Here is a 22,802-nt window from a genome sequence, read left to right as displayed (position 1 = left end):
CTGACGAGCCACGACAATAAACCATCTGGCCCCCGGACGCACGCCTAAGGGCACGTCCAGGTGATCATGGTGTCTTCGTGCGGATTAATCAGGCGGAACTGCTTATCCGACAGCCGCTGGGCGTAGTAGCCTTCGGCGGTGACGGCGGAGGGAACATATTTGAAACGATCCAGCGATTGCAGTGTCCCACTCTGCACGTTAACGCCGTCGCGGCTGATGGTGAAGGCGCTGACCAGGTCGAAAATAGTCGCCTGGGTCTGCCCCATTGGCTGGCCGTAAATAGTGCTGACTTCGCCTGGACACTCCACCCCTTTCGGGCCGGAAGCGCAGCCGGCAAGCAGCGTAATTAAAGTGAAAACCGTGAGTCGCAACATATCCTGTACCTGCTTCAATCCCTGGGAAACCCGTGGCGCTGATTTTGACGCGTTGCGTCCCGGCTATTGTGATCATAGCAGGTCTGGCGCGGCATCCCATTTGTACTTCGATTAATTGTTAAGCGTAAAACGTGCCAAAGGGTGACTTGAGTAGCACATTAAAGGTATTCTTGCCCTCTTTGCGCACCAGTTGGGCGATTTAAGGGAAATTGAATGAAAGAAGAAGAAGCCAGTCTAATGATTATCCGTCATGCGATCGAGAGGCTTGAAGCGGAAAAGAAGCAGCAGGTGATGACCTGCGCAGCGGCAATCCGCGATGTTATGCAGGGGTACGACGAGGAGAACGCCTCGCTGGCGTTAATGCTGGTCGCCGCCGAGGTTGCGGCGGAATAAAAATATTAACCCGGCGTTGCATTATGCGGCGCCGGGCTTTTAGCGGTTCATCTCACCCACCAGCCAGCGGTGGATTACGCTGACAATCCACGCCTGCTGCGCGCTGCTCAGCGGCTGATGGGCTGCAACACCGTGCCACTTCGCCAGACAGCCGCGACAGCAGGTCGCCGTGGCGTGCTGGGCGATAAAGACCGGATGGCCGCGCATCGGCGTCTGCTTACCGTCATTCTTCGGCTCTGCCTGCGCCAGCCGCTGCGCGACAAAATCCGCCGCATGTTGATCGATCACCTCAGGCCCTTTCGCCAGGCAGTAGGCACGCTCTTTAACGCCCAGATGAAAGCGACGGCGAAACGGCGACTGCGCCAGCCGCTGAAACAGGGCATCTTGCCGGTCCATAGGATCTCCTTTAGGAATCAATGCGTTTTAAACCTCTTCCTGGTTTCGCTTTGGCGAGGCTGTGCTAAACCTAAAAGCGAACCCAGGAAGGAGGAAATATGAAAAAAACCGCTATAGCGCTCGGTATGTTGTGCGCGGGCCTGATGCTGGCCGGCTGCGCGAACGATCACGTGCTGCACACCAACGACGGCCGCACTATTGTGGCACAGGGCAAGCCGAAGGTAGATGACGACACCGGTATGATCACCTACAAAGACGTCTACGGTAAAGAGCAGCAAATCAATCGCGACAGCATCAAAGATATGTCGCAGGTTGGGAACTAAAGCGCACTTTTGTTACATCTCGGCCCGCCACGCGCGGGCCGTTTCGCTTTTCGGCGCTGGCAGATATGTTATCCTGAAAATAGTCAACTAAATCAGAGCATAACTGCGAGGGAACCTGAAAATGAAAGCGACTCTGCTCACCCTTGGGCTGCTGAGCTGCGCCATTGCGCCCGCCTGGAGCGAAACCCAGTTTCAGATCAACTGTCCCGGCCGACCCACCATGACCATTTCACGCGCGGCCTATGGCCTGAGCACGCTTACCTGGCCGCAGCACCATTTTCAGATTGCCGCTGGCCAGCAGCATACCCGGCTGAAGGACGGCGACAGCGTAGCCATTACCCGCTTCCGCAATGGCGACCAGCTGATCGTCAATAAAGCGAGCGAGGAGACATTCTTCGTTTACCGCGACAGTAACCGGCTGCTACCCTGTAGCCGCAGCGAAACGCGCGATGTCGATCAGCTGTCGCTGGAGCCGTACGACGATCGCGCCCATCCGCACTCCTGACTCGCTTACGCTGGAGGATCTATGCAACTGAATGTTACCGATGCGGTCACGCATCAGGATCTGGATGAGGTACGCCTCGGCCTGAATGCTTTCAACAGCCGTTTTATCAACATCGATGAGATCAAGGCTATCGGCGTGTTCGTCACCGACGAGCAGGGTAAAAAGCGGGCGGGGCTGACTGGCTCGACCACCGGTAACTGGCTGCGTATCGATATGCTGTGGGTCAGCGACGCGCTGCGCGGGCAGGGGGTCGGCACGCAGCTGATCAGAGCGGCGGAAGAGGAGGCGCGCCGGCGCGGCTGCCGCTATGCGCAGGTCGATACCGCCAGCTTTCAGGCGCGCCCGTTCTATGAGAAGTTAGGCTACAGCCTGCGTTTCAGCCTGGATAACTACCCGCGTCATCATCAGCGCCACTACCTCAGCAAGGCGCTCTAATCAAAAAAGCGGCTGCTGGCGCACATCCAGCGGCTGCTGTTCCGCCTCATCAATCGCCGCCAGCCAGCTTTGCAGCGTCACCTCGACCCAGGAGAGATGGCCGCGCGTGGTGCTCATCAGCACCACATCGGGCCGCAGCGTGCGGTAGAACTCCAGCGACTGTTTCAGCTCGTGCGGATTGCTGTCCGCCACCAGTACGGTGATCCAGCGATGGTGATCGCGCGTCAGGGTATCGCCGACGAACAGGTAGGTGCGATCCTGCGGCGAACGGTAAAGAAAGCTGCTGCTGCCCGGCGTATGGCCCGGCGTCGGCAGCAGGTGGAAATCACCGAAGTGCGTCTCCTGCTGGCTGAAAGTGTCGTCCGGCTCCACCACCCGGCTGATGGGGCCAAGCGAGCGGCTATGGCAGTAGAGCGCGCTGTTAAAGCGCAGCTGAATAACGGCGGCGGCGGGTGACGCCTCGTGCCAGTGGGTCAGATAGTGGCGGATCACGCCGCCCTCGTCGGCCAGCACTTCATGATCGAGCGGGTGCGTCACGCGGCCAATCAGCAGGTTGCCGCGCGGATGACGCAGCAGAAAGCCGTGCATCATCACATCACTGGCGGCATCTTCTTCCGGGAATTCCGGCGTGGAGATCCACAAATCGTCGTACAGCGGCTTCAATGGCGATCTCCCTGAGAACGGCTTAATGCTCGGGTAAAACGGGATGGCCAGTGGCCTGCAGTTCGGCCTGATGGTTCGCCACGCGCAGGCGCGCGCGTGCTCCCAGCGGCAGCGTCACGGTATCTGCATCGTGGCCAAAGGCCAGATCGCTGATCACCGGCAGGCCGGTGAGGTCGCGCAGATATTGCCAGACGCTGGCGAAATCAAACCCATTGTCATAGTCGCTGAGCGCGCTGCTGGTAAAGCTGCCGGTGATAATGGCGCGCTGCCGCGCGAGGATGCCGCTCTGCTGCAGCTGGATCAGCATGCGCTCGATGCGGAACGGATGCTCATTAACATCCTCGATCACCAGAATCCCATCGTCGAACTGCGGCAGCCAGGGGGTGCCGATCAGCGAGCAGATCATCGCCAGATTGCCGCCCCACAGCGTGCCCTGCCACTCGCCGGCGTCCGGCGTCTCGCTGCGCCAGCCAACATTGACTGTAGGCGAAGTCAGCGCCTGCCAGAAGTGCGCCAGGGTAAATTCAGATAAAACCTCTGCGCCGAAGTTGCCGGCCAGCATCGGCGCGCTAAAGGTGATCAGGCCGGTCTGCGCCAGCAGGGCGAGCTGCAGGGCGGTAAAGTCGCTGTGGCCGCATAGCGCCAGCGGCTGATTCAGCAGGCGGCGCTGCAGCCCGACGTAATCGATCTGCGCCAGCAGACGGCTGGCACCGTAGCCGCCGCGCACCGCCAGCACAATATCGGGCAGCGCGTCGAGCTGCGCCAGCCGGTTAAATTCGGCGAGGCGTTCAGCGTCGGTGCCGGCGAAGCGCTGAAAGCGGCGGCCGATAGTTTCCAGATTATCGACCTGGTGGCCCGCCGCGCGCAGCCGCTCGACGCCGCGCCAGGCGGCTGGCTGGTTGTGACAATATCCAGAGGGGGAAACAAGATGGACGGAACGAGAAATCATAAGGCTATTCCTGCGGTTAACGGGCAATTAACGGGCCGATGATGACGAAAAGCGCGACGGAAGTCACTGGGCGACACGCTTTTTAACGCAATTAGGATAAACGGTAATTTTGCTGCGGCGCGCGCCAGGTATGATAGCCTGCGACCACATTGCATCAGGATGAAAAATTGGTGAAATTTCGATACCTTGCTCTCTCCGCGCTGCTGCTGGCGGGCTGCGCCAGCGAACCGTCAAAACAGATTGTCAGGCAACCCAATACGCCGTTAACCCAGGCGCCGCCGTCCAGAATTAACGCGAACTGGGCGATGTTCACCGAAGATGCTGCCAGTCATTATGGCGTTGATGAGAAACTGCTCAGCGCCATTATCACTGTCGAATCGGGCGGCAATCCCGGCGTCGTCAGCCGCTCTAACGCGGTGGGGCTGATGCAGATTAAAGCCTCGACGGCGGGCAGGGAGGTCTATCGCGTGCAGGGGCGCCGCGGTCAGCCGTCGAACGCCGAACTGCGCGATCCGGCGAAAAATATCGATATTGGCGCTGCCTATATCAAAATCCTGCAGCAGTCGGCGCTCTCGGGCATTCGCGACCCGCTGACGCTGCGCTACGCCACTATCGTCTCCTACGCCAACGGCGCCGGCGCGCTGCTGCGCACTTTTTCCCGCGACCGCGATCGGGCAATTGCCATGATCAACGCCATGTCGCCGGACGAGTTCTACCAGCACGTCCAGAACAAGCATCCCGCCGCGCAGGCGCCGCGCTACCTGTGGAAGGTCACCACGGCGTACCGCACCATCTGACCTCTTACTCCACCAGCAGCCGCGCGGTGGGGTAATCGACGATGAGCACGTTAACGTAGCCGCCGCGCAGCGCGCCGCGGATGGCGTGCGCCTTCTCTTTGCCGCCCGCCAGCGCCACCACCTGCGGGCAGTTGCGCACCTGTTCCAGCTCCATGCCGATCACCGGATCCTCCTCCTCGCTCAGCACCGGCTCGCCCTGTGCGTCGAAGTAGTGCAGGCAGATATCGCCTACCGCGCCGCGCTGCGCAAGGGTGCGCAGCATCTCTTCGTCGTAATAGTTGCCGGAGTTGCGCAGCAGCGCCGACGGCTCCAGATCGCCGATGCCGACGATAGCCAGATCCACCTGATCAAACTTCTCCAGCACCTCTGCGACATCAGCGTTAGCCGCCAGCCGCTGGCGATCCTGCACCGAATGCTCGATCGACTGCGAGGGCAGCAGCCAGGAGGGGCAGTTGAGCAGCGCCGCGAGGTTCTGCGTCAGAATCGTCGCCTGCACGTTGCCGTTGGCGCCGACGCCGCCCAGCAGCTGGATCACCCCTTTGCAGGCGGCGTTAAAGGGGTGCAGCGCATCCACCATGGCGCGGATGGTGCCGCTCCAGGAGGAGATGCCGATCAGCTCGTCGGCGCGCAGCCGCGTTTCCAGATAGTGCGCCGCCGCCGAGCCAATCGCCTGCTTGATCTGCTGCGAGGAGGCGTTTTCCGGCACGTCGACCACAATCGCCTGCGGCAGCCCATAGCTCTGCTCAATCGCCTTCTCCAGCGCCGGAAAGATATTGGCGGGCGGCACGACGCTGATCTTTACCACGCCCTCTTTCACGCTGCGGTTGAGAATGCGCGAGACAAAAGATTGCGACAACTTCAGCATCTGCGCGATATCTGACTGCTTCATCCCTTCGCTGTAGTAAAGCGTGGCAATCTTCACCATCAGCCGTTGCTCATCCTGTTTCGCCATTCATCCTTCCTCTCTGTGTCGGCCTGGTATTGTTAACCAGGATGCGGGAAATCACAACGCGGGACATTTTGTGATCCTTTTCGCTTTTTAAACACTCGGGGTTGCGCGCCCGACAGGAGCGGGTGCATAGTCATCTTGAATATAAAATCGCAATTGAATATTTATTCAAGCGGAGAATAGCCGATGAACGCACCTCTCGTCAAAATTACCCTACTGGCTTCACTGATCGCCTTCTCGTCCGCCGCGTTCGCCGCTGATAAAGGGCTGCTGGCGATCATTACCCCTTCCCACGACAACCTCTTCTTTAAAGCGGAAGCGGACGGCGCGCTGGAAAAGGCTAAAGCGCTCGGCTACGCCACGCTGGTGGCGTCGCATGATGACGACGTCAGCAAGCAGAACCAGCTGATCGAAACCGCCATCGCGCGCAAAGCGAAGGCGATAATCCTCGATAACGCCGGGGCGGACGCCACCGTCGGTCCGGTGCAGAAAGCCAAAGAGGCCGGCATCCCCACCTTTCTTATCGACCGCGAAATCAATAAAACCGGCATCGCGGTGGCGCAGATCGTCTCCAACAACTATCAGGGCGCGCAGCTGGGCGCAGAGAAGTTCGCCAGGCTGCTGAACGGCAAAGGCAACTACGTTGAGCTGCTGGGTAAAGAGTCTGACACCAACGCGGGGGTGCGTTCCCAGGGCTACCACGACGTGCTGGACGACTATGGCGAGATGAAGATGGTGGCGCAGCAGAGCGCCAACTGGAGCCAGACCGAGGCGTTCAGCCGCATGGAAACCATCCTGCAGAAGAACCCCGATATCGTCGGCGTGATTTCCGGCAACGATACCATGGCGCTGGGCGCGGAGGCGGCGCTGAAGGCGGCGGGCAAAACCAACGTCATCGTGGTGGGCTTCGACGGCAGCGACTACACCCGCGACTCCATTCTGAACAAAGGCAATATCAAGGCGACGGTGCTGCAGCCGGGCTGGGCGCAGGTGCAGATGGCGGTCGAGCAGGCGGACTACTACCTGAAAAACGGCAAAGCGCAGAAAGAAGAGAAGCAGCTGATGGACTGCGTGCTGATTGACGACAGCAACGCCTCAAAGCTGAAAAATTTTAGCCTGGCGAAGTGACCGGAGGCGGCATGAAACGGAGCGGAGCGATGCTGGTGGTGACGCTGGCGCTGGCGATAAGCGGCTGTACCGTGGTGGATCTCGACGCCAGCGGCAATCCGATCATGCCGAAAGATCCCCATGCGAAACCAGGCTACAGCAGCCAGACGCCGCAGCAGATCGCCGAGGCGAGCTGGCAGAGCCGGGTGCTCGACGCCGCGCAGCAGCGCGCCATGAGCTGGGCAGATATGCAGACCAAAAGCGAGACGGTGAAGGCGGGCAGCAGCGAAAGCGTCTTTGTGCGCGCCAGCGGCACGGTCGCCGCGCTGGACGAGAGCAACAGCCGCGAGCGCATCCTGACGCTGACGCTAAACGGCAGGCCGGTCAGGGTGAGCCTCGGCCCGGTGATCCGCAGCAACGCGCTGCGCGATGCGGCGGGTTTCCGCTTCGAGGAGTTCACTAATCAGGTGCAGTACGCGCAGCTTACCCGTGCGCTTAACCGTCATGCGGTGCAGCAGTTGCCGAAGGTCGATGCCAGCTGGGTGGGCAAACCGGCGCAGGCGCTGCTGGCGGTGGAGATGGGCCACGGCGTAGTTAACAACGTGATGGCGGTGGAGCTGAAGCCGGGAGAGGCGCCATGAGCGACGATATCATCCTGAAGGCCAGCAATATCTCCATGCTTTTTCCCGGCACTCTGGCGCTGGACCGCGTCGACTATCGCGTCTGGCGCGGCAAGGTCAACGTAATTATCGGCGAAAACGGCGCGGGCAAATCGACGCTGATGAAAATCCTCGCCGGGGTGCAGCAGCCCACCAGCGGCGAGCTGTTCCTCAACGGGGAAAAGGTGGTGCTGAGCAGCACGCGCGCCGCCGCGGCGCTCGGCATCGGCATGGTGCATCAGGAGCTGAACCTGTTTGAAAACCTGTCGGTGGCGGAAAACATCTTTCTGGGCCGCGAACTGCAAAGCGGCATCAGGCCGATCAACGAGGCTGAGCAGGCGCGCCGCGCCGCCGCGCTGATGGCGCGCCTTGACCAGCCGATTTCACCAAACGAGCCGGTCGGCAATCTCAAGGTTGGGCAGCAGCAGCTGGTGGAGATCGCCAGGGCGCTGGCGGAGGACGCCGATATTCTGATCCTCGACGAGCCGACGTCGGCGCTGAGCAAAACCGAAGTGGAGATTTTGTTCCGCGTGATCCGCGAGCTGACGCGGCAGGGCGTCACGCTGATCTATATCTCGCATCGCCTCGAAGAGCTGATGGCGATCGGCGACAGGATCACCATTCTGCGCGACGGCCGCTTTCAGGCGGAAGCGCAGGTCAGGGATATTGACGTCGCCTGGATCGTGCGCGAAATGCTCGGCAGCGAGCCGATGAGCAACTTTCTGCCGGCTGGTCGCACCTTTGGCGCGGCGGTGCTGGAGGCAGAGCACATTACCTGCGTCAGCCCCAACGGCAACACCCTAGTGGACGACGTCACCTTTAACGTGCGCGCCGGGGAGATTGTCGGCATCTACGGGCTGATGGGCGCGGGGCGCACCGAACTGTTTGAATGCCTGCTCGGCAGCGAACGCAACTACCTCGGCAAGATCTGGCTCGACAGCAAGCCGGTACCGACGCGGCTGGCCCCCGCCGAACGTATCCGCATGGGCATGAGCCTGGTGCCGGAAGATCGCAAGCGCGCCGGCATTTTCCCGGGATCGTCGGTAACGAGCAATCTCACCATCGCCAGCCTGTGGCGTCGCCTGACGCACCGCTTTGCTATCGCCCAACAAGAGGAGCGGGCGGCGGTGGCCAGCACCGTCGGCAATCTGGCGATCAAAGTCTCCTCGCCGGAGGTGGCGATCAGCGCGCTGAGCGGCGGCAATCAGCAGAAGGTGGTGATCGGCCGTTCGCTGCTGACTAACCCGCGCCTGCTGCTGCTGGACGAGCCGAGCCGCGGCATCGACGTCGGCGCCCGGGTGGAAGTCTTTCGCATGATGGTGCAGCTGTCGGAGCAGGGCATCGCGGTACTCTTCTCCACCTCCGACCTGAAAGAGATTATGGCGGTGGCCGATCGCATCCTGGTGATGTCGGGCGGCAAACTTACGGCTGATATGCCGCGCAGCGACGCGGAAGAGTCAGCGCTGGTGAAGGCAAGCGCACAGGGGTTCTGAGCATGAAAGGCAATAACGCGATGACAATGGCAGGGCAACCGGCGAAGGCGTTTAACTCGCGCGAAAGCATTATTCTGCTGCTGCTGAAGCTGCGCACCTTTATCGCGCTCTTTTTGATTGTTGGCTTCTTTGCGATCGCCGTGCCGGACTTTCTCGCCCCCGGCAGCCTGGTGATTATGGTGAAGCATATCGCCATCAACGCCTTTCTGGCGCTGGGCATCACCTTCGTCATTATCACCGCCGGCATCGATCTCTCTATCGGCGCCACCCTGGGGCTGTGCGGCATGCTCGCCGGCTGGCTGATCACCAAAGGGATCGTGCTGCCGATGTTCGGCATCGCCATCTTTCCCAGCGTCTGGGTGATTGTGCCGCTGGTGCTGCTAACAGGCGGCCTGATCGGCGCGGCCAACGGCTGGATTATCACCCGCTACAACGTGGCTCCCTTTATCTGCACGCTCGGCACCATGTATATCCTGCGCGGTGCGGCGATGCTGACCTCGGGCGGTGAAACCTTCCCCGGACTGCAGGGCAATCCGCTGCTCGGCAATACCGGCTTTGACCGCATCGGCGCCGGAACGCTGCTCGGGCTGCCGTACGCCATCTGGATGATGATCGTGCTGGCGCTGGTTATCGCCTATATCGCCCGTCGCCTGCCGTTCGGCCGCCAGGTCTACGCTATCGGCGATAACGAGCGCGCGGCGGAGCTTTCCGGCGTCAAAGTAAAGCAGGTGAAAATCTGGGTTTATACCCTCTCCGGCTTCTGCGCGGCGATTGCGGGCATCGTCGTCTCGTCGCAGCTGGTGGCCAGCCATCCGGCCAACGGCACCTCGTTTGAGATGAACGCCATTGCGGCGGTGGTGCTGGGCGGCACCTCGCTGGCGGGTGGGCGCGGCACCATTCTCGGCACCCTGGTTGGCGCCTTTGTTATCGGCTTTCTCGCTGACGGCCTGATCATGATGGGGGTGAGCGAATTCTGGCAGATGGTGATCAAGGGCATCGTCATTATCATCGCCGTCATCATCGACCAGATGCAAAACCGCATGCAGCAGAAAGCGGCGGTGGTGGCGCAGAAGGCGCTGATCGAGGAGGGCGAGGAGGCAAAAAGTTAATCGGTGGCGGTGCAGGCCTCTCCTTTTGCTGCACCCCCTTTTTTTACCCGTTATGAATATATATTCGTGTGTGGTTTTTAATTCAGAGGTGATGTATGAATCCTTTCAAACTTCCGGTTGATGAACTGCAGCGCAAGGCGCGCGCCGTACGCCGCCGCATTATCCAGCTTAACGCGGGCAGCCCGGCCGGTGGCCATACCGGCGCGGATCTGTCGCAGGCGGATATTCTGACCGCGCTCTACTTTCGCATTCTCGACTGCGCGCCGGATCGCACTGACGATCCGCAGCGCGACATCTATATCCAGTCCAAAGGCCATGCGGTTGGCGGTTACTACTGCGTGCTGGCGGAGGCGGGCTATTTCCCCGTCGACTGGCTGCCTCTCTATCAGCACGCTGATTCGCCCTTGCCGGGCCATCCGGTGCGGCAGAAGACCCCCGGCGTCGAGCTGAATACCGGCGCGCTCGGCCACGGCCTGCCGGTGGCGGTGGGGCTGGCGCTGGCGGCGAAAAAAGATGGCAGCAAGCGGCGCATCTTCGTGGTGACCGGCGACGGCGAGCTGGCGGAGGGCAGCAACTGGGAGGCCGCGCTGGTGGCGGCCCACTACGGCCTCGACAACCTGATTATTATCAACGACAAGAACAAGCTGCAGCTGGCGGGCACAACGCGCGACATTATGAATACCGATCCGCTGCCGGAAAAATGGCGCGCCTTCGGGCTGGCGGTGACGGAGTGCAACGGCAACGATATGGCGCAGCTGGTCGAGACCCTTGAAAGCCTGCCGCAGAACGGCAAGCCGCAGGTCATCGTGGCGCATACCGAAAAAGGCTACGGCATCTCCTTTATTCAGAGTAAGGCGGAGTGGCATCACCGCGTGCCGAAAGGCGAAGAGATCGAACTGGCACTGGAGGAACTGAAAGATGAGTAATGCACAGCATTTAGCCAGCGTCATGGTGACGGCCTTTATCGACGCGGTGAATCGCGGCGTGGATCTGGTGCCGGTGGTGGCGGACTCCACCTCAACCGCAAAAATCGCGCCCTTTATCAAAGCCTTTCCCGATCGGCTGGTGAACGTCGGCATCGCCGAGCAGACCCTGGTCGGTGCCGCTGCCGGGCTGGCGCTGGGCGGCAAGATCGCCGTGACCTGCAACGCCGCGCCTTTTCTGGTATCGCGCGCCAACGAGCAGGTCAAGGTCGACGTCTGCTACAACAACACCAACGTAAAGCTGTTCGGCCTCAACGCCGGTGCCAGCTACGGCCCGCTCGCCAGCACCCACCACAGCATCGACGATATTGCGGTGATGCGCGGCTTCGGCAACATCGAAATCTACGCGCCCGCCTGTCCGCTGGAGTGCCGTCAGATTATCGACTATGCGCTTGAGCACGTCGGCCCGGTCTATATCCGCCTCGACGGCAAAGATCTGCCGCAGCTGCACGATGACGATTACCGCTTCGAGCCGGGCAGAATCGATCAGCTGCGCGCCGGCACTGATATCGCGCTGGTGGCGATGGGGTCGACGGTGCATGAGATTGTACGCGCGGCGGAGCTGCTGGCAGAGAAAGGGATCTCGGCGGGTGTGATCAGCGTTCCATCCATCAGACCCTGCGATACCCAACAGCTGCGCAACCTGCTAAATCACTATCCAGCCGCGATCAGCGTGGAAGAGCACAACGTCAACGGCGGCGTCGGCAGCCTGGTGGCTGAGGTGCTGGCGGAAGGGGGCTGCGCTATTCCGCTGCTGCGGCTGGGCATCCCGGACGGGCAGTACGCTATCGCGGGCGATCGCGCCTCTACGCGCGCGTATCACGGCATCGACGCCGCGAGCGTCGTTAAAAGCGCAGTGCGCATTTGCGCAGGAGCCTGACCATGCAAGACCCCCTTATTCTGGCGATAGATGAAGGCACGACCAATGCCAAGGCGATCGCCGTCAATCGCCAGGGTCGCGTCGTGGCGCGCGGCAGCCAGCCGCTGACGCTCTCCCATCCGCAGCCGGGGCTGGCGGAGCAGGATGCGCTGGCGATCTGGCTGGCGGTGAAACAGGCGGTGACCGCCTGCCTGGCGCAGTGCGGCGGCGCGCCGGTGGCGGCGGTGGCGATCAGCAATCAGCGCGAGTCGGTGCTAATCTGGCAGCGGCGCGACGGCAGGCCGCTGACGCCGCTGGTGAGCTGGCAGGACCGGCGGTCGGAAGCCTTTTGCCGCGATCTGCGCGCCGCGGGCAGCGCCTCGCGTATTACCGGGCTGACCGGGCTGGCGGTGGACCCGATGTTCCCGGCGGCGAAGCTCACCGGCATGCTGGCGGCGATCCCGGACGGCGCGGCGCGTGCGGCGGCGGGCGAGCTCTGCATCGGCACGGTAGACAGCTGGCTCGGCTGGCAGCTCAGCGCGGGGGAGATGTTCGTCACCGATCACGCCAACGCCGCGCGCACCCAGCTCTACAGTCTGCATAGCAGCGGCTGGGACGATGAGCTGCTGCGGCTGTTCCAGCTGCCGCGCGCCGCGTTGCCGACTATCGTGCCGTCGGCCAGCGCGCAGGGCGCGGTAGCGGTCAGCGATATTCCCGGCCTGACACCGGGCACGCCGATTCTGGCGCGCATCGGCGATTCCCATGCGGCGCTGCAGGCGCAGCGGCGCGGCGACGAAGAGGTGGTGAAGGCGACCTACGGCACCGGCTCTTCGCTGATGATGTCGATGGCGACGCCGCTGCTGACCGACAACGGCCTGAGCACCACCGTCGCCTGGCACGACGGCGCGCTGCGCTTCGCCTTCGAGGGCAATATTACCCATACCGGCTCCGGCGCGGCCTGGCTGGGCAGCATGCTCGGCATCCAGGACCCGCACGAGCTGACCGCGCTGGCGCGCACCACCGACAGCAGTCAGGGGATCTATTTTGTGCCCGCGCTCTCCGGGCTGGGCGCCCCCTGGTGGGATCTGCGGGCGCGCGGCATGGTCTGTGGCCTGACCGACGCCGCCACGCCTGCGGTGCTGGCGCGCGTAGCGCTGGAGTCGATCGTCTATCAGATCGCGGACGTCTTTCTGGCGATGGAGCAGGCGAGCGGCCAGCGGCTGTCGGCGCTCTGCGTTGACGGCAGCGCCACCGCCAACGACTGGCTGATGCAGCTGCAGGCGGATGTGCTGCAGCGCCCGCTGCTGCGCGCCCCCACGGCGGAGGTCTCCGCGCTCGGCGCGGCGCTGCTGGCGGGCAAGGTGCTGGGCTGGTGGCAGCAGGGGGACGAGATGCAGGCGCTGCAGGGGGGCACGCGCGTGGAGCCGCGCAGCGAGCAGGCGCAGGCGATGCGGGAGTGTTATCAGGGATGGACAGAGGCGGTGGCGCGCTGCCGCTTTCAGCCGGCGTGATGGCTGGCAAAATAGGGGCAGGGTGCAGAAGTAGGTGACAAGGCCCGATGGCTAAGACGCAAAAAGCGTTATCCCGGGCGGCTCGACCCGCGCGTTTACGCCCCTTATCCCTGAGGGGCGCCCGTCACCGCGCCAGCGCGTTGCGTTGTTCAAAAACGCTTCCGGCGTTTTGTCCTTGTCGCGGGACGCTTTGCTCTTCGCCCCTTGTCACCGACGTTATGCGTTTCTTAACCGCCTGAAAAAGCCTGGGATGACCAATACTAACCCAGGGCTTATAAACAGCCGCACCCATGCTAAGGGGAAAGGGCGAAACGCCCTTGAACCGGCGCGAAACGCAAAGCGACGGGGCCAGGCAGACTACGCCCGTCGCGCCTCTTCCTCGTCGTTCTCCGCGCGCAGCATCTCCACCGGCGGAATGCGGCCGCCGCTGAACTCCACCTGACGGATCGGGAAGGCGAAGCGCACATCGCGCTGCTCCAGCGCCGCCATCAGCTGCAGGTTAATCTCCTGCTGAATATCCATATATTTGTTGTAGTCGGCGTCGAGCACGAAGTAGACCACCTCGAAGGTCAGCTTCGAATCCTCAAAGGCGAAAAAATGGGCGCGGTCGAAGCGGGTCAGCTCAATGCCCTGAATAATCGTCTTCACCAGTTCGCTCACCTCGCGCACCTGCGCCGAAGGCGTGCCATAACTCAGGCCGAAGCGAAACAGGATGCGTCGCTGCTCCATACGCTTGTAGTTGTGGATGGTCTGCTGCAGCAGAATGGTATTGGAACAGACGATCTGCTCGCCGCTCAGGCTGCGCAGGCGGGTGGTCTTCAGGCCGATATGCTCGATAGAGCCGGCGATATCGCCAAACACGATAAAATCGCCGTGCTCGAAAGGCTTATCGAAGCCGATCGCCAGCGAGGCGAAAACGTCGCTCAGCACGGTCTGAATCGCCAGCGCGATAGCGATACCGCCGACGCCGAGGCTCGCCACCAGCGCGGTAATATTGATGCCCATATTCGACAGAATGGCGAGCAGCATCATCACCCACACCACCATGCGCAGCAGAATGCCCAGGATCACCGTGGTCACCGGGTTGCGCACGTGGACCGGATCGCGCAGCAGGTTATGCAGCCACAGCCGGATGCCGCAGTCGATCCACATGGCCAGCTGCACGGCGAACGCCAGGAACCAGCCGTGGGAAATAAAGCCGTCCCAGCTGGCGGGAACGTCAACGAAGCGCAGGGCGATAAGCAGCGAAAAAATCAGCAGCAGCAGCTGGCTGGTGCTGCGCAGGATCTCCACCAGAATCGAGGTGAAGCGCACATGGCGCTGCTCGCTGTAGCGGGCAATGCGGCTGGAGATAAAGCGGATAGCGCTGCGCAGCAGCCAGTAGATCACCAGCGTACCTGCCGTCACGATAGCGCTGTTGATCCAGAAAGCCTGATTAAGAAAAAGGCGTTGAAAATAGCCGGATGAGAGCCAGTTTTCCATTGGGGAATTTCTCCTTGCTGGGAGCCGGTTTAAAAAAAAGAGCAAGGAGAAGCATAGCCTGGATGCGCCGGGTGGCGGCGCAAATCACTGAATAATTACTGAAATCGGTTCGCTTTGTCGCGCGCCAGGCGCTCAAGGGCGAAAATGACCTGCTGCAGCTGACGCTCCTGCAGCGGCTCGATAGCGGTAAAGCGAAAGCTAAGACGCGGCGTGACGCGCGTTTCGTTTTTGCTGGTCACCACGCTGCGCTCGCCAATATGCAGCAGCTGCGCGCCAACCTCGAACTGACCATATTCGCCCAGCTCGACGTGCAGTTTTTTAAACTTGTCGCCGCTGCTCAGGCCCTCCGGCAGCGGCTCGTCCACCAGCACGCCGATGCCGCCCAGCGACAGATCCTGCAGGCGGAAACGCACCTTTTTGCCGCCAGGCCACTCGCTGTGGCAGTAAAAGGTCGGCTCCAGCGGCACGGAGATACGGAAAAACTCGCGGCGCTGGATCTGCCACAGCAGCTCAGGCAGCGGTGCGCTAAAGGCGGGCAGGCCCTCGAAGGTGGTTCTCTCCAGCGACGCCAGGCTGAACTCGACTTTCGCGCCGTAGGTTTCAGCGAAGATGCTCACCTGATCGCAGGAAAGAACGTACTCGTTGTCCAGATTGTTGCTGCCGAAGTCGAAAATAATGCGATCTTCGTCGGCGTCCAGCATACGGCTGATAAACTGACCGCGTGAAAAAGTGACCATTAAGGGCGTCTGTAAACGCAGCAAATCCTTTATCACGCCCAGAACGGCCAGCGTGCCACGTTTGAGATACTGTTCTTTGTCGGCTTCTTTCACTTACGGGCTCCAAAAGAGGGCAAATTTGCTGTTAACAGAGGCTTTATGCACTCTCCGTTATCGGCGACGGGCGCGGAAGCTTTAGATCTTAAGTCAATTTTTGTCGCGGTTTATCCTGCACAAGAGAATTTCCTGTCTATACTTACCTCTGTAATTCTCCTGATTAATCAGGCGGTCACAACCTAAACAGAAAGGAAGGAGTAGTCGATGGGTATCATTTCATGGATCATCTTTGGTTTAATCGCCGGTATTCTCGCTAAATGGATCATGCCGGGCAAAGATGGCGGTGGTTTTATCGTTACGGTGATCCTGGGGATCGTCGGTGCGGTTGTCGGCGGCTGGATCAGCACCCTGTTTGGCTTCGGCCGAGTAGACGGCTTTAACTTCGGCAGCTTTGTGGTTGCGGTAATTGGCGCTATCGTGGTGCTGTTTATCTACCGTAAAGTCCGCAGCTGACACGCTTAGCGTAAGAACTGCAACGGGACGACTTTGTCGTCCCGTTTTACTTTCCCCGTCAGAAATCGTATCCCACCGACACCAGCAGCGAACGCTCCGCGCCCCAGTAGCAGTAGCCGGTGCCGTAACAGGCCGCCACATAGTGGCGATCGGTCAGGTTGCTGGCGTTAAGCTGTAGCCATGCGCCGCGCAGCGCGCTGTTCCAGACGCCGAGATCGGCGCGCACCGAGGCGTCAAACAGCGTTACCGACGGCACGCGCCGGCTGTTCCCGTTATCCGCCCACTGCTTGCCGATATAGCGCACCCCGGCCCCCGCGCTGATGCCGGCGTCGAACTGATAGTGTCCCCACAGCGACGCCATGCTGTTCGGCGTCACGTAAGGCGTGTGGCCGTCGTTGCCGTCCACCGTCTCTTTATAGCGCAGGTGGTTAAGGGTATAACCCGCCACCGTGCTCAGGCGCGGCGTCAGCTGATTGTGCGCCTCCAGCTCGATGCCCTGCGAATGCACCTTGCCGGTCGGCGTATAGGTGGAGTCAACAATATTACGCGTCGCGACATCTTTCTGCGTCAGATCGTAGATCGCCAGGCTGTAGAGATCGCGCGTGCCCGGCGGCTGATATTTCAGGCCCGCCTCATACTGTTCAGAGGTGGTGGGCTGCAGCAGATTGCCGTCGGATCCGGTAAGCGCGGTCGGCGTAATGGCCTGGCTGTAGCTCAGATAAGGGGAGAGGCCATTATCGAAGGCGTAGAGCAGCGCCGCCCGCCCGCTGATGTGGTCATCCTGACGGCGCGCCGTGCCGCTGTTGTCGGCGACGATGCGGTCGTAGCGGCCGGAGAGATCGAGATGCCAGCGATCCCACGTCATCTCATCCTGCAGATAGAGGCCGGTCTGGTAGTAGCGGCGCGTCTCGCGCGTCCAGCTGTAGTCCGGCATCGGGCCGAGCGCCTCGCCGGTGGCGGCGTTGAGCGCGCTGGCTGCGTCGCTCGCCTCGCTTAAATCGTTTTTATAGCGGTGATACTCCGCGCCGATCGACAGGCGATGCGACAGCTCGCCAGTGTCGAACTCCGCCGTGACGCGGTTATCCGTCGCCCAGGCGGAAAGCGACGAGCGCTCGCCGGAGTAGTAGCGGTTAAGGATGTTGCTGCCGGGCGCCTGCCAGCCGATCTGATAAACCTGGTCGAGATCGACATTAGCGTGGCTGTAGCTGCCGGTAGAGGTAAATGACCAGACGTCGCTGAAGTGATGCTGGAAGTCATAGCTGTAGATCTGCTCGCGGCGCTTGAACTGGTCCAGCGACGGATCGCCGTCGTAAAAGCCGGTGCTGAGCTTCGCGCCGTTATGGGCACTCAGCGCGCCGTCGCCCGGCACCGAGCCGTGATAGCCGCCCGACGGATCTTTTTGCAGATAAGCGCGCAGCAGCAGCTGCGTATCTTCCGTGGGCTGCCACATCAGCTGCGGCATCAGCGCATACTTCTCCTCGCGCGTATGGTCATACTGGGTATCGCTGTTGCGCGTCATCCCGGTCAGGCGAAACGCCCACTCGTTGCTGATGGCGTTGGTGTAGTCGAAGGCTGCGCCGCGCGTATTCTGCGTGCCCGCCGTCAGCCGAAAATGGCCCGCTTCGCTGAACTGCGGGCGGCGCGTGGTCTGGTTCACCAGCCCGCCCGGCACCGTCTGGCCGTAAAGGGCAGAAGAGGGGCCTTTAATGACGTCGACGCGCTCCAGAAACCAGGGATCGACCTGCAAAACGTTATAGCTGCCGCCGTCGCTCATCAGGCGCAGGCCGTCAAGGAAGGTGTTATCCACGTCGCCGCCGTGGAAGCCGCGCAGCGAAATGGTGTCATAGCGCGTTGCCGCGCCGCCAAAGTTGGTGAACACCCCGGGCGTATAGTTCAGCACCTGGTTGAGATCGATGGCGCCCTGATCGTCTATCTGCTGGCGGGTGATCACCGACACCGACTGCGGCGTCTTCACCAGCGGGCGATCGCTTTTGGTGGCGCCCGCGCTGGTGGTGGCGAGATAGCCCTGGGTCGGGGCGTCGGCGCTCTCCTGGGGGGAGGCGGTCACCATTAGCGTGTCGGCCGCCAGGCTGGCGGCGGGCAGAGTCATCGCCAGCGCGCACAGCAGGGCGCAGCGATGAGGGGGAAACGGCAGCGTCATGTCCTGTCCTTGTTCGGTCCGCCCCTGGCAGGCGGCACATTATTGATAAAGATTCTTAAAATCAGAGTGAGAATTATTATCAATATGTCAAAAATGTTTCAAGGATTGTTAGAGGGGAGGCGTTAAAAAAAGGAAGCGAAGAGCCGGGAGCGGCCCTTCGCCTGAGAGGATTACTTCGCCGTCGCTGCGGCCTGGGGAAGATCCTGCACGCTGTTGCAGGTTTTCTCTTTCGGACAGTACTTGTCGAGCAGCATCAGCGTCACGCCGTTGGTCCAGCCAAAGCCGTCCTGCAGCGGATATTCACCGCCGCCGCCGCCGCCGAGGTTCGGCCCGTCGACCACGTACTTCTCGACCAGCTTATGCTCTTTGTCGTAGGTGGTCTGTACGTTCTGCAGGAAGCGCATGCCAACCTGCTGCGCCAGCTGCGGCTTGTTGTAGTGCTCCAGACCTTCCACCGCCACCCACTGCAGCGGCGCCCAGCCGTTGGGGGCGTCCCACTGCTGGCCATTATTTACCGTGGTGGTAAGCAGGCCGCCCGCTTTCAGCAGCTGTTTCTCAACCGCCGAGGCGGTGCGATCCGCCTGCCGGTCGCTGGCCAGCTGCATATAGAGCGGGAAGAGCGCCGCGGCGGTGAGCTGCGGGCTGGCCTGACGCGTTTTCGTGTCGTAGTCAGCGTACCAGCCCTGCTTCTCATCCCACAGATAGCGGTTTACCGCCGCCTGACGCTTCTCTGCCAGATCGGCAAACTGCTTCGCTTTATCCTGCTGCTTGTCGAGGCGATAAGCTTTGGCCAGCGTCTGCTCCAGATGGAACATCAGGCTGTTGAGATCGACCGGCGCCAGCTGGGTGGTGCGGATCGAGGCGAGATTGTGCGCGTCGCTGAACCAGCGCGAGCTGAAGTCCCAGCCGGAGGCGGCACCGGCACGCAGGTCGCGGTAAAGTTCGCCTTTGTCGCGCTGTGGCGCTTTTTTCGCGGTATTAACGTCATCCAGCCAGGATTCGGTGCGCGGCACGTCGCGCGCGTCCCAGTAGCGGTTAAGCAGGGTGCCGTCCGCCAGCTTGATGACGCGCTTGCTCGCCTGGCCAGCGGCGACGCTATCGCTGTCCGCCATCCAGTAGTCATACTCTTTCTGCAGCTGCGGCAGATATTTGCTGTAGGCCGCGTCGCCCTCGTGGGTCGCCAGCAGATCGACCATCAGGCTAAAGAAAGGCGGCTGCGAGCGGCTGAGGTAGTAGCTGCGGTTGCCGTTGGGAATATGGCCGTACGTGTCCAGCTCCCACGCAAAGTTATCCACCATATCCTGCACGCGATCCCAGTGGCCGCTCTCCGCCAGGCCGAGCATGGTGAAATAGCTGTCCCAGTAGTAGACCTCGCGGAAGCGGCCGCCCGGCACCACGTAGGGCTTCGGCAGCGGCAGCAGTGAATCGTAGCGGCCGGCGCTTTTGGCGGTGCGCGTCAGCACCGGCCACAGGCCGTCGATATGGGCGCGCAGGCTCTGTCCGGCGGGCGGCACATACTTTTCGCCCGCGGCGGGCAGGGTAAAGTTGCTGGCGACGAAACGCTTCAGATCGAAGTTGCGCTGATTTTTCTGCATCTGCCAGTCTGCCAGAATCGACGCGGGATCGAACTTAGGCACCGCGTCGGCGAAGGTTTTCTGGTCGGGATAGAATTTCGCCTGCTGTACCGCGCTAAACAACGGCCCCAGCCGGACATCGGGCGGCTGCGGCTGGCTGCTGAGCATGCGTGAATTGTCCTCTGCCTGCGCCGTCAGCGCAGGCAACCCCAGCAGCAGAGTCAGCAGCACTGGCGCGACTCCATGACGCCCGACAGGCGCGGTTACCACAGTTTTCTTCATCGGTTTTTCTCCTTGTCCGAAAGGCGGCCGCGCGTAACGCATTGACCACTCAAACAACTTTAGTCGTAAACTGACAACGTGGCGCAACGAGACTGCGGAAATGTGAAGCAGACCGGAACAGAAGCTGGCGGCGGGGCGGTGGTTTTTGCTTGCCCTGACGCCGCTTTTACCGGAGGCTGAGGGCAAAAAACGAGGAGCGAGATGGATATTATCTGGTATCACCCGACGCAGGATGGCGACGTCTGGCTGACGGGCATGCAGCGGCGGTTGCCCCAGGCGCGGGTGCGGCGCTGGCAGCCGGGCGACGACGCGCCCGCCGATTACGCTATTCTGTGGCAGCCGCCGCGCGAGATGCTGGCGCACCGTTCCGGCCTGCGCGGCGTATTCGTTATGGGGGCGGGCGTCGACGATATTCTCTCCCGGCTGGCGCGCTACCCCGATATGCTGCCGCCGTCGGTGCCGCTGGTCCGCCTGGAGGATAGCGGTATGGCGCGCCAGATGCAGGAGTATGCGCTCTGCTGCGTGCTTGGCTGGTTCCGCCGCTTCGACGACTACGCCAGGCAGCAGCGGCAGGCGCAGTGGCAGCCTTTGCCGCCGGTGGCGCGCGAGGCGTTCAGCGTCGGCGTGCTCGGCGCAGGCGTGCTGGGGCAGAGCGTCATTGAGGCGCTCAGGCCCTGGGGTTTTCCGCTGCGGGTCTGGAGCCGCACGCCGAAGCGCATCGCCGGCGTCGAGAGCTTTGCCGGACGTGAGAGCCTCGACGACTTTCTGCGCGGCACGCAGGTGGCGATCAACCTGCTGCCCACTACGCCGGAAACCCTTAACCTGTTTAACGCGCATACGCTGAGCCAGCTACCGCCGCACGCCTGTTTTCTCAATATGGCGCGCGGCGCGCAGGTGGTGGAGGCGGATCTGCTGGCGGCGCTGGAGAGCGGGCAGCTGCGCGCCGCCGCGCTTGATGTGTTCCAGCAGGAGCCGCTGCCGCAGGAGAATCCGCTGTGGCGTCATCCGCGCGTCACCGTCACGCCGCATATTGCGGCATTGACGCTGACGGACGAGGCGATGGACGCCATTACGCGCGGCATCGGTGCCATCGAGGCGGGCGAGCAACCGTCGGGCTGCGTCGACCGCCAGCGCGGCTACTGAGCATTCCCGTTAATTTATTGACCGCCCGGGCGGGCGGCTGAAAGGAGAAAATAATGTACCCCGTTGATTTGCATATGCATACCGTCGCCAGTACCCACGCCTACAGCACGCTGCACGACTATGTCGCACAGGCGAAAAACAACGGCATCCGACTCTTTGCCATTACCGATCACGGCCCCGATATGGCCGACGCGCCACACTACTGGCACTTTGTGAATATGAAAATCTGGCCGCGCGTGATCGACGGCGTCGGCATTTTGCGCGGCATCGAAGCCAATATTAAAAACCAGCAGGGTGAAATCGACTGCACCGGGCCGATGCTCGGCTCGCTGGATCTGATTATCGCTGGTTTTCACGAGCCGGTTTACGCGCCGCGCGACAAGAGCCATCACACTGACGCGATGATCGCCACCATGGCGAACGGCGTGGCGCATATCATCAGCCATCCGGGCAACCCGAAGTTTCCGATCGATATCCGCGCCGTCGCCGAAGCGGCCGCGCATTACAATGTGGCGCTGGAGATCAACAACTCCTCTTTTACCACCTCGCGCCCCGGCAGCGAGCCGAACTGCCGCGCCATCGCCGAAGCGGTGCGCGACGCCGGCGGCAAGCTGGCGTTTGGCTCCGATTCCCACACCGCCTTTACGCTGGGGCAGTTCGAGCACTGCCTGCGCATCACGCGCGCAGTGGATTTTCCCGAAGATCGCGTGTTAAATGTCACGCCGCGCCGCCTGCTCGATTTTCTTGAACAGCGCACCGGCAAACAGATTGCCGAACTGGCAGATTTCTGACCCTTACTGCAGTGGCGTGACGTTTCGCAGAAGCAAGAGCGCGCATAAGGTCGATGGGAATGCAGGAGGTAAGGGCTACTGTGAGTGTTCTCAGCAGCATCCAGTCAGGCCTGACAAGCGGTGCCTCAGTACAAGGCGTTTGAGGGAGAGTGAACGCCTCGCCGGTACTCTGACTGACAAAGAAGAAATATAAAGCAATCTTAAATAAACGGGCCACCACAGAGGTGGCCTCTATCCTTTAAAGTACTCACTGAGAGATAGCACTCTGAGTCGTACCCAACTCATCGAGGCGGGCGAGCAACCGTCGGGCTGCGTTAACCGCCTGCGCGGCTACTGAGCATTCCCGTTAATTGCTGGAACAGCAGTATAGAGCGTTTGTCATCACCCCAATGCAAAATATCCGAACATGTATCCAGTCTCAAAACGGATTTGGAAAAATCCTGACGCAAGAAAACTACGAATGAAATGCGTATGAACAACCTCACAACAGATTTAGAGATCATGCACGGTAACTCTAAGGCTATATTAGGACTACAGGAGGATAGCGTAATCTTCGCAAAAACCAGTACTGGCATTAA

At 61.4% G+C, this 22,802-nt stretch carries 24 protein-coding genes; 15 read left to right on the top strand and 9 right to left on the bottom strand.

Annotated elements, in window-relative coordinates; translation table 11 throughout:
• Positions 1 to 44 precede the first annotated feature (44 nt).
• Entirely contained in the window at positions 45 to 374 is a 330-nt protein-coding gene (locus LB453_RS13935) for a hypothetical protein (RefSeq protein WP_103795544.1), read from the bottom strand.
• Positions 375 to 587: 213 nt separating this feature from the next.
• Between LB453_RS13935 and LB453_RS13930 the strand changes: the two genes are divergently transcribed.
• Positions 588 to 767, top strand: coding sequence for a hypothetical protein (locus tag LB453_RS13930; protein WP_224481447.1), 180 nt, complete (start codon positions 588 to 590; stop codon positions 765 to 767).
• A 39-nt stretch (positions 768 to 806) separates the two neighbouring features.
• Here the strand turns inward: LB453_RS13930 and LB453_RS13925 are convergent, their stop codons facing one another.
• Positions 807 to 1,163 carry a DUF4186 domain-containing protein gene (locus tag LB453_RS13925; protein ID WP_103795546.1) on the bottom strand — a complete coding sequence of 119 codons (357 nt, stop codon included), beginning with the start codon at positions 1,161 to 1,163 and terminating at the stop codon, positions 807 to 809.
• Between the two features lie 98 nt (positions 1,164 to 1,261).
• On the opposite strand from LB453_RS13925, the gene LB453_RS13920 reads away from it, so the two are divergent.
• The 3 genes from LB453_RS13920 (at position 1,262) to LB453_RS13910 (ending at position 2,426) form a co-directional block, all read left to right on the top strand.
• Positions 1,262 to 1,486, top strand: a complete 225-nt coding sequence (locus tag LB453_RS13920; RefSeq protein ID WP_103795547.1) for a YgdI/YgdR family lipoprotein — start codon at positions 1,262 to 1,264, stop codon at positions 1,484 to 1,486.
• 121 nt (positions 1,487 to 1,607) lie between these two features.
• Positions 1,608 to 1,991, top strand: a complete 384-nt coding sequence (locus tag LB453_RS13915; RefSeq protein ID WP_103795548.1) for a hypothetical protein — start codon at positions 1,608 to 1,610, stop codon at positions 1,989 to 1,991.
• A 21-nt stretch (positions 1,992 to 2,012) separates the two neighbouring features.
• Positions 2,013 to 2,426 (top strand): GNAT family N-acetyltransferase, encoded by a 414-nt coding sequence (locus LB453_RS13910; RefSeq protein WP_103795549.1) that lies wholly within the window; start codon positions 2,013 to 2,015, stop codon positions 2,424 to 2,426.
• Here LB453_RS13910 and LB453_RS13905 read toward each other — a convergent pair whose 3' ends face one another.
• Positions 2,427 to 3,089, bottom strand: a complete 663-nt coding sequence (locus tag LB453_RS13905) for an MBL fold metallo-hydrolase (protein WP_103795550.1) — start codon at positions 3,087 to 3,089, stop codon at positions 2,427 to 2,429. It abuts the gene before it with no gap.
• Between the two features lie 22 nt (positions 3,090 to 3,111).
• Complete coding sequence (gene ldcA, locus LB453_RS13900) at positions 3,112 to 4,038, bottom strand: muramoyltetrapeptide carboxypeptidase (RefSeq protein WP_103795551.1); 927 nt, start codon at positions 4,036 to 4,038, stop codon at positions 3,112 to 3,114.
• Positions 4,039 to 4,205: 167 nt separating this feature from the next.
• Between ldcA and emtA the strand changes: the two genes are divergently transcribed.
• Positions 4,206 to 4,835, top strand: a complete 630-nt coding sequence (emtA, locus tag LB453_RS13895) for a membrane-bound lytic murein transglycosylase EmtA (protein WP_103795552.1) — start codon at positions 4,206 to 4,208, stop codon at positions 4,833 to 4,835.
• 4 nt (positions 4,836 to 4,839) lie between these two features.
• Here emtA and LB453_RS13890 read toward each other — a convergent pair whose 3' ends face one another.
• Entirely contained in the window at positions 4,840 to 5,787 is a 948-nt protein-coding gene (locus tag LB453_RS13890; protein ID WP_103795553.1) for a sugar-binding transcriptional regulator, read from the bottom strand.
• A 183-nt stretch (positions 5,788 to 5,970) separates the two neighbouring features.
• Here LB453_RS13890 and LB453_RS13885 point away from each other — a divergent pair, with 183 nt between their 5' ends.
• From LB453_RS13885 to LB453_RS13855, 7 genes are all read left to right on the top strand, one after another.
• Positions 5,971 to 6,912, top strand: coding sequence for a D-ribose ABC transporter substrate-binding protein (locus LB453_RS13885; RefSeq protein WP_103795554.1), 942 nt, complete (start codon positions 5,971 to 5,973; stop codon positions 6,910 to 6,912).
• An 11-nt stretch (positions 6,913 to 6,923) separates the two neighbouring features.
• The gene (locus LB453_RS13880; RefSeq protein ID WP_103795555.1) at positions 6,924 to 7,532 is read left to right on the top strand and encodes a DUF2291 family protein; all 609 of its coding nucleotides are present in this window, start codon (positions 6,924 to 6,926) and stop codon (positions 7,530 to 7,532) included.
• Positions 7,529 to 9,043, top strand: a complete 1,515-nt coding sequence (locus tag LB453_RS13875; protein ID WP_103795556.1) for a sugar ABC transporter ATP-binding protein — start codon at positions 7,529 to 7,531, stop codon at positions 9,041 to 9,043. Before LB453_RS13880 ends, LB453_RS13875 begins: the two co-directional genes overlap by 4 nt.
• A 2-nt stretch (positions 9,044 to 9,045) precedes the next feature.
• Positions 9,046 to 10,152 (top strand): ABC transporter permease, encoded by a 1,107-nt coding sequence (locus LB453_RS13870; protein WP_103795557.1) that lies wholly within the window; start codon positions 9,046 to 9,048, stop codon positions 10,150 to 10,152.
• Positions 10,153 to 10,247: 95 nt separating this feature from the next.
• On the top strand, positions 10,248 to 11,078 hold the full coding sequence (locus tag LB453_RS13865) for a transketolase (protein ID WP_103795558.1): 831 nt from the start codon (positions 10,248 to 10,250) through the stop codon (positions 11,076 to 11,078).
• Positions 11,071 to 12,015 (top strand): transketolase family protein, encoded by a 945-nt coding sequence (locus tag LB453_RS13860; RefSeq protein WP_103795559.1) that lies wholly within the window; start codon positions 11,071 to 11,073, stop codon positions 12,013 to 12,015. Before LB453_RS13865 ends, LB453_RS13860 begins: the two co-directional genes overlap by 8 nt.
• Positions 12,016 to 12,017: 2 nt before the next feature.
• Positions 12,018 to 13,505 carry an FGGY family carbohydrate kinase gene (locus LB453_RS13855; RefSeq protein WP_103795560.1) on the top strand — a complete coding sequence of 496 codons (1,488 nt, stop codon included), beginning with the start codon at positions 12,018 to 12,020 and terminating at the stop codon, positions 13,503 to 13,505.
• A gap of 357 nt (positions 13,506 to 13,862) precedes the next feature.
• Here the strand turns inward: LB453_RS13855 and LB453_RS13850 are convergent, their stop codons facing one another.
• Together LB453_RS13850 and LB453_RS13845 are read right to left on the bottom strand one after the other, a co-directional pair.
• The gene (locus LB453_RS13850) at positions 13,863 to 14,987 is read right to left on the bottom strand and encodes a mechanosensitive ion channel family protein (protein WP_103795561.1); all 1,125 of its coding nucleotides are present in this window, start codon (positions 14,985 to 14,987) and stop codon (positions 13,863 to 13,865) included.
• Between the two features lie 95 nt (positions 14,988 to 15,082).
• Positions 15,083 to 15,817: a flagellar brake protein gene (locus tag LB453_RS13845; protein ID WP_103795562.1), complete on the bottom strand. Its 735-nt coding sequence runs from the start codon at positions 15,815 to 15,817 to the stop codon at positions 15,083 to 15,085.
• 207 nt (positions 15,818 to 16,024) lie between these two features.
• On the opposite strand from LB453_RS13845, the gene LB453_RS13840 reads away from it, so the two are divergent.
• Positions 16,025 to 16,273, top strand: a complete 249-nt coding sequence (locus LB453_RS13840; RefSeq protein ID WP_103795563.1) for a GlsB/YeaQ/YmgE family stress response membrane protein — start codon at positions 16,025 to 16,027, stop codon at positions 16,271 to 16,273.
• A 58-nt stretch (positions 16,274 to 16,331) separates the two neighbouring features.
• Here LB453_RS13840 and LB453_RS13835 read toward each other — a convergent pair whose 3' ends face one another.
• The gene (locus LB453_RS13835) at positions 16,332 to 18,434 is read right to left on the bottom strand and encodes a TonB-dependent siderophore receptor (protein WP_103795564.1); all 2,103 of its coding nucleotides are present in this window, start codon (positions 18,432 to 18,434) and stop codon (positions 16,332 to 16,334) included.
• Between the two features lie 170 nt (positions 18,435 to 18,604).
• Positions 18,605 to 20,290 carry an alpha,alpha-trehalase TreA gene (gene treA / locus LB453_RS13830; protein ID WP_103795565.1) on the bottom strand — a complete coding sequence of 562 codons (1,686 nt, stop codon included), beginning with the start codon at positions 20,288 to 20,290 and terminating at the stop codon, positions 18,605 to 18,607.
• Between the two features lie 201 nt (positions 20,291 to 20,491).
• Between treA and ghrA the strand changes: the two genes are divergently transcribed.
• The gene (gene ghrA / locus LB453_RS13825; protein WP_103795566.1) at positions 20,492 to 21,433 is read left to right on the top strand and encodes a glyoxylate/hydroxypyruvate reductase GhrA; all 942 of its coding nucleotides are present in this window, start codon (positions 20,492 to 20,494) and stop codon (positions 21,431 to 21,433) included.
• Between the two features lie 53 nt (positions 21,434 to 21,486).
• Positions 21,487 to 22,224: a phosphatase gene (locus LB453_RS13820; protein WP_103795567.1), complete on the top strand. Its 738-nt coding sequence runs from the start codon at positions 21,487 to 21,489 to the stop codon at positions 22,222 to 22,224.
• The last annotated feature ends 578 nt before the right edge of the window (positions 22,225 to 22,802 follow it).

It is taken from the genome of Pantoea agglomerans (assembly GCF_020149765.1).
Lineage (GTDB): Bacteria > Pseudomonadota > Gammaproteobacteria > Enterobacterales > Enterobacteriaceae > Pantoea > Pantoea alvi.
The sequence above is the reverse complement of the archived record's forward strand: the minus strand, read 5'-3'. Positions and strand labels throughout refer to the sequence as shown.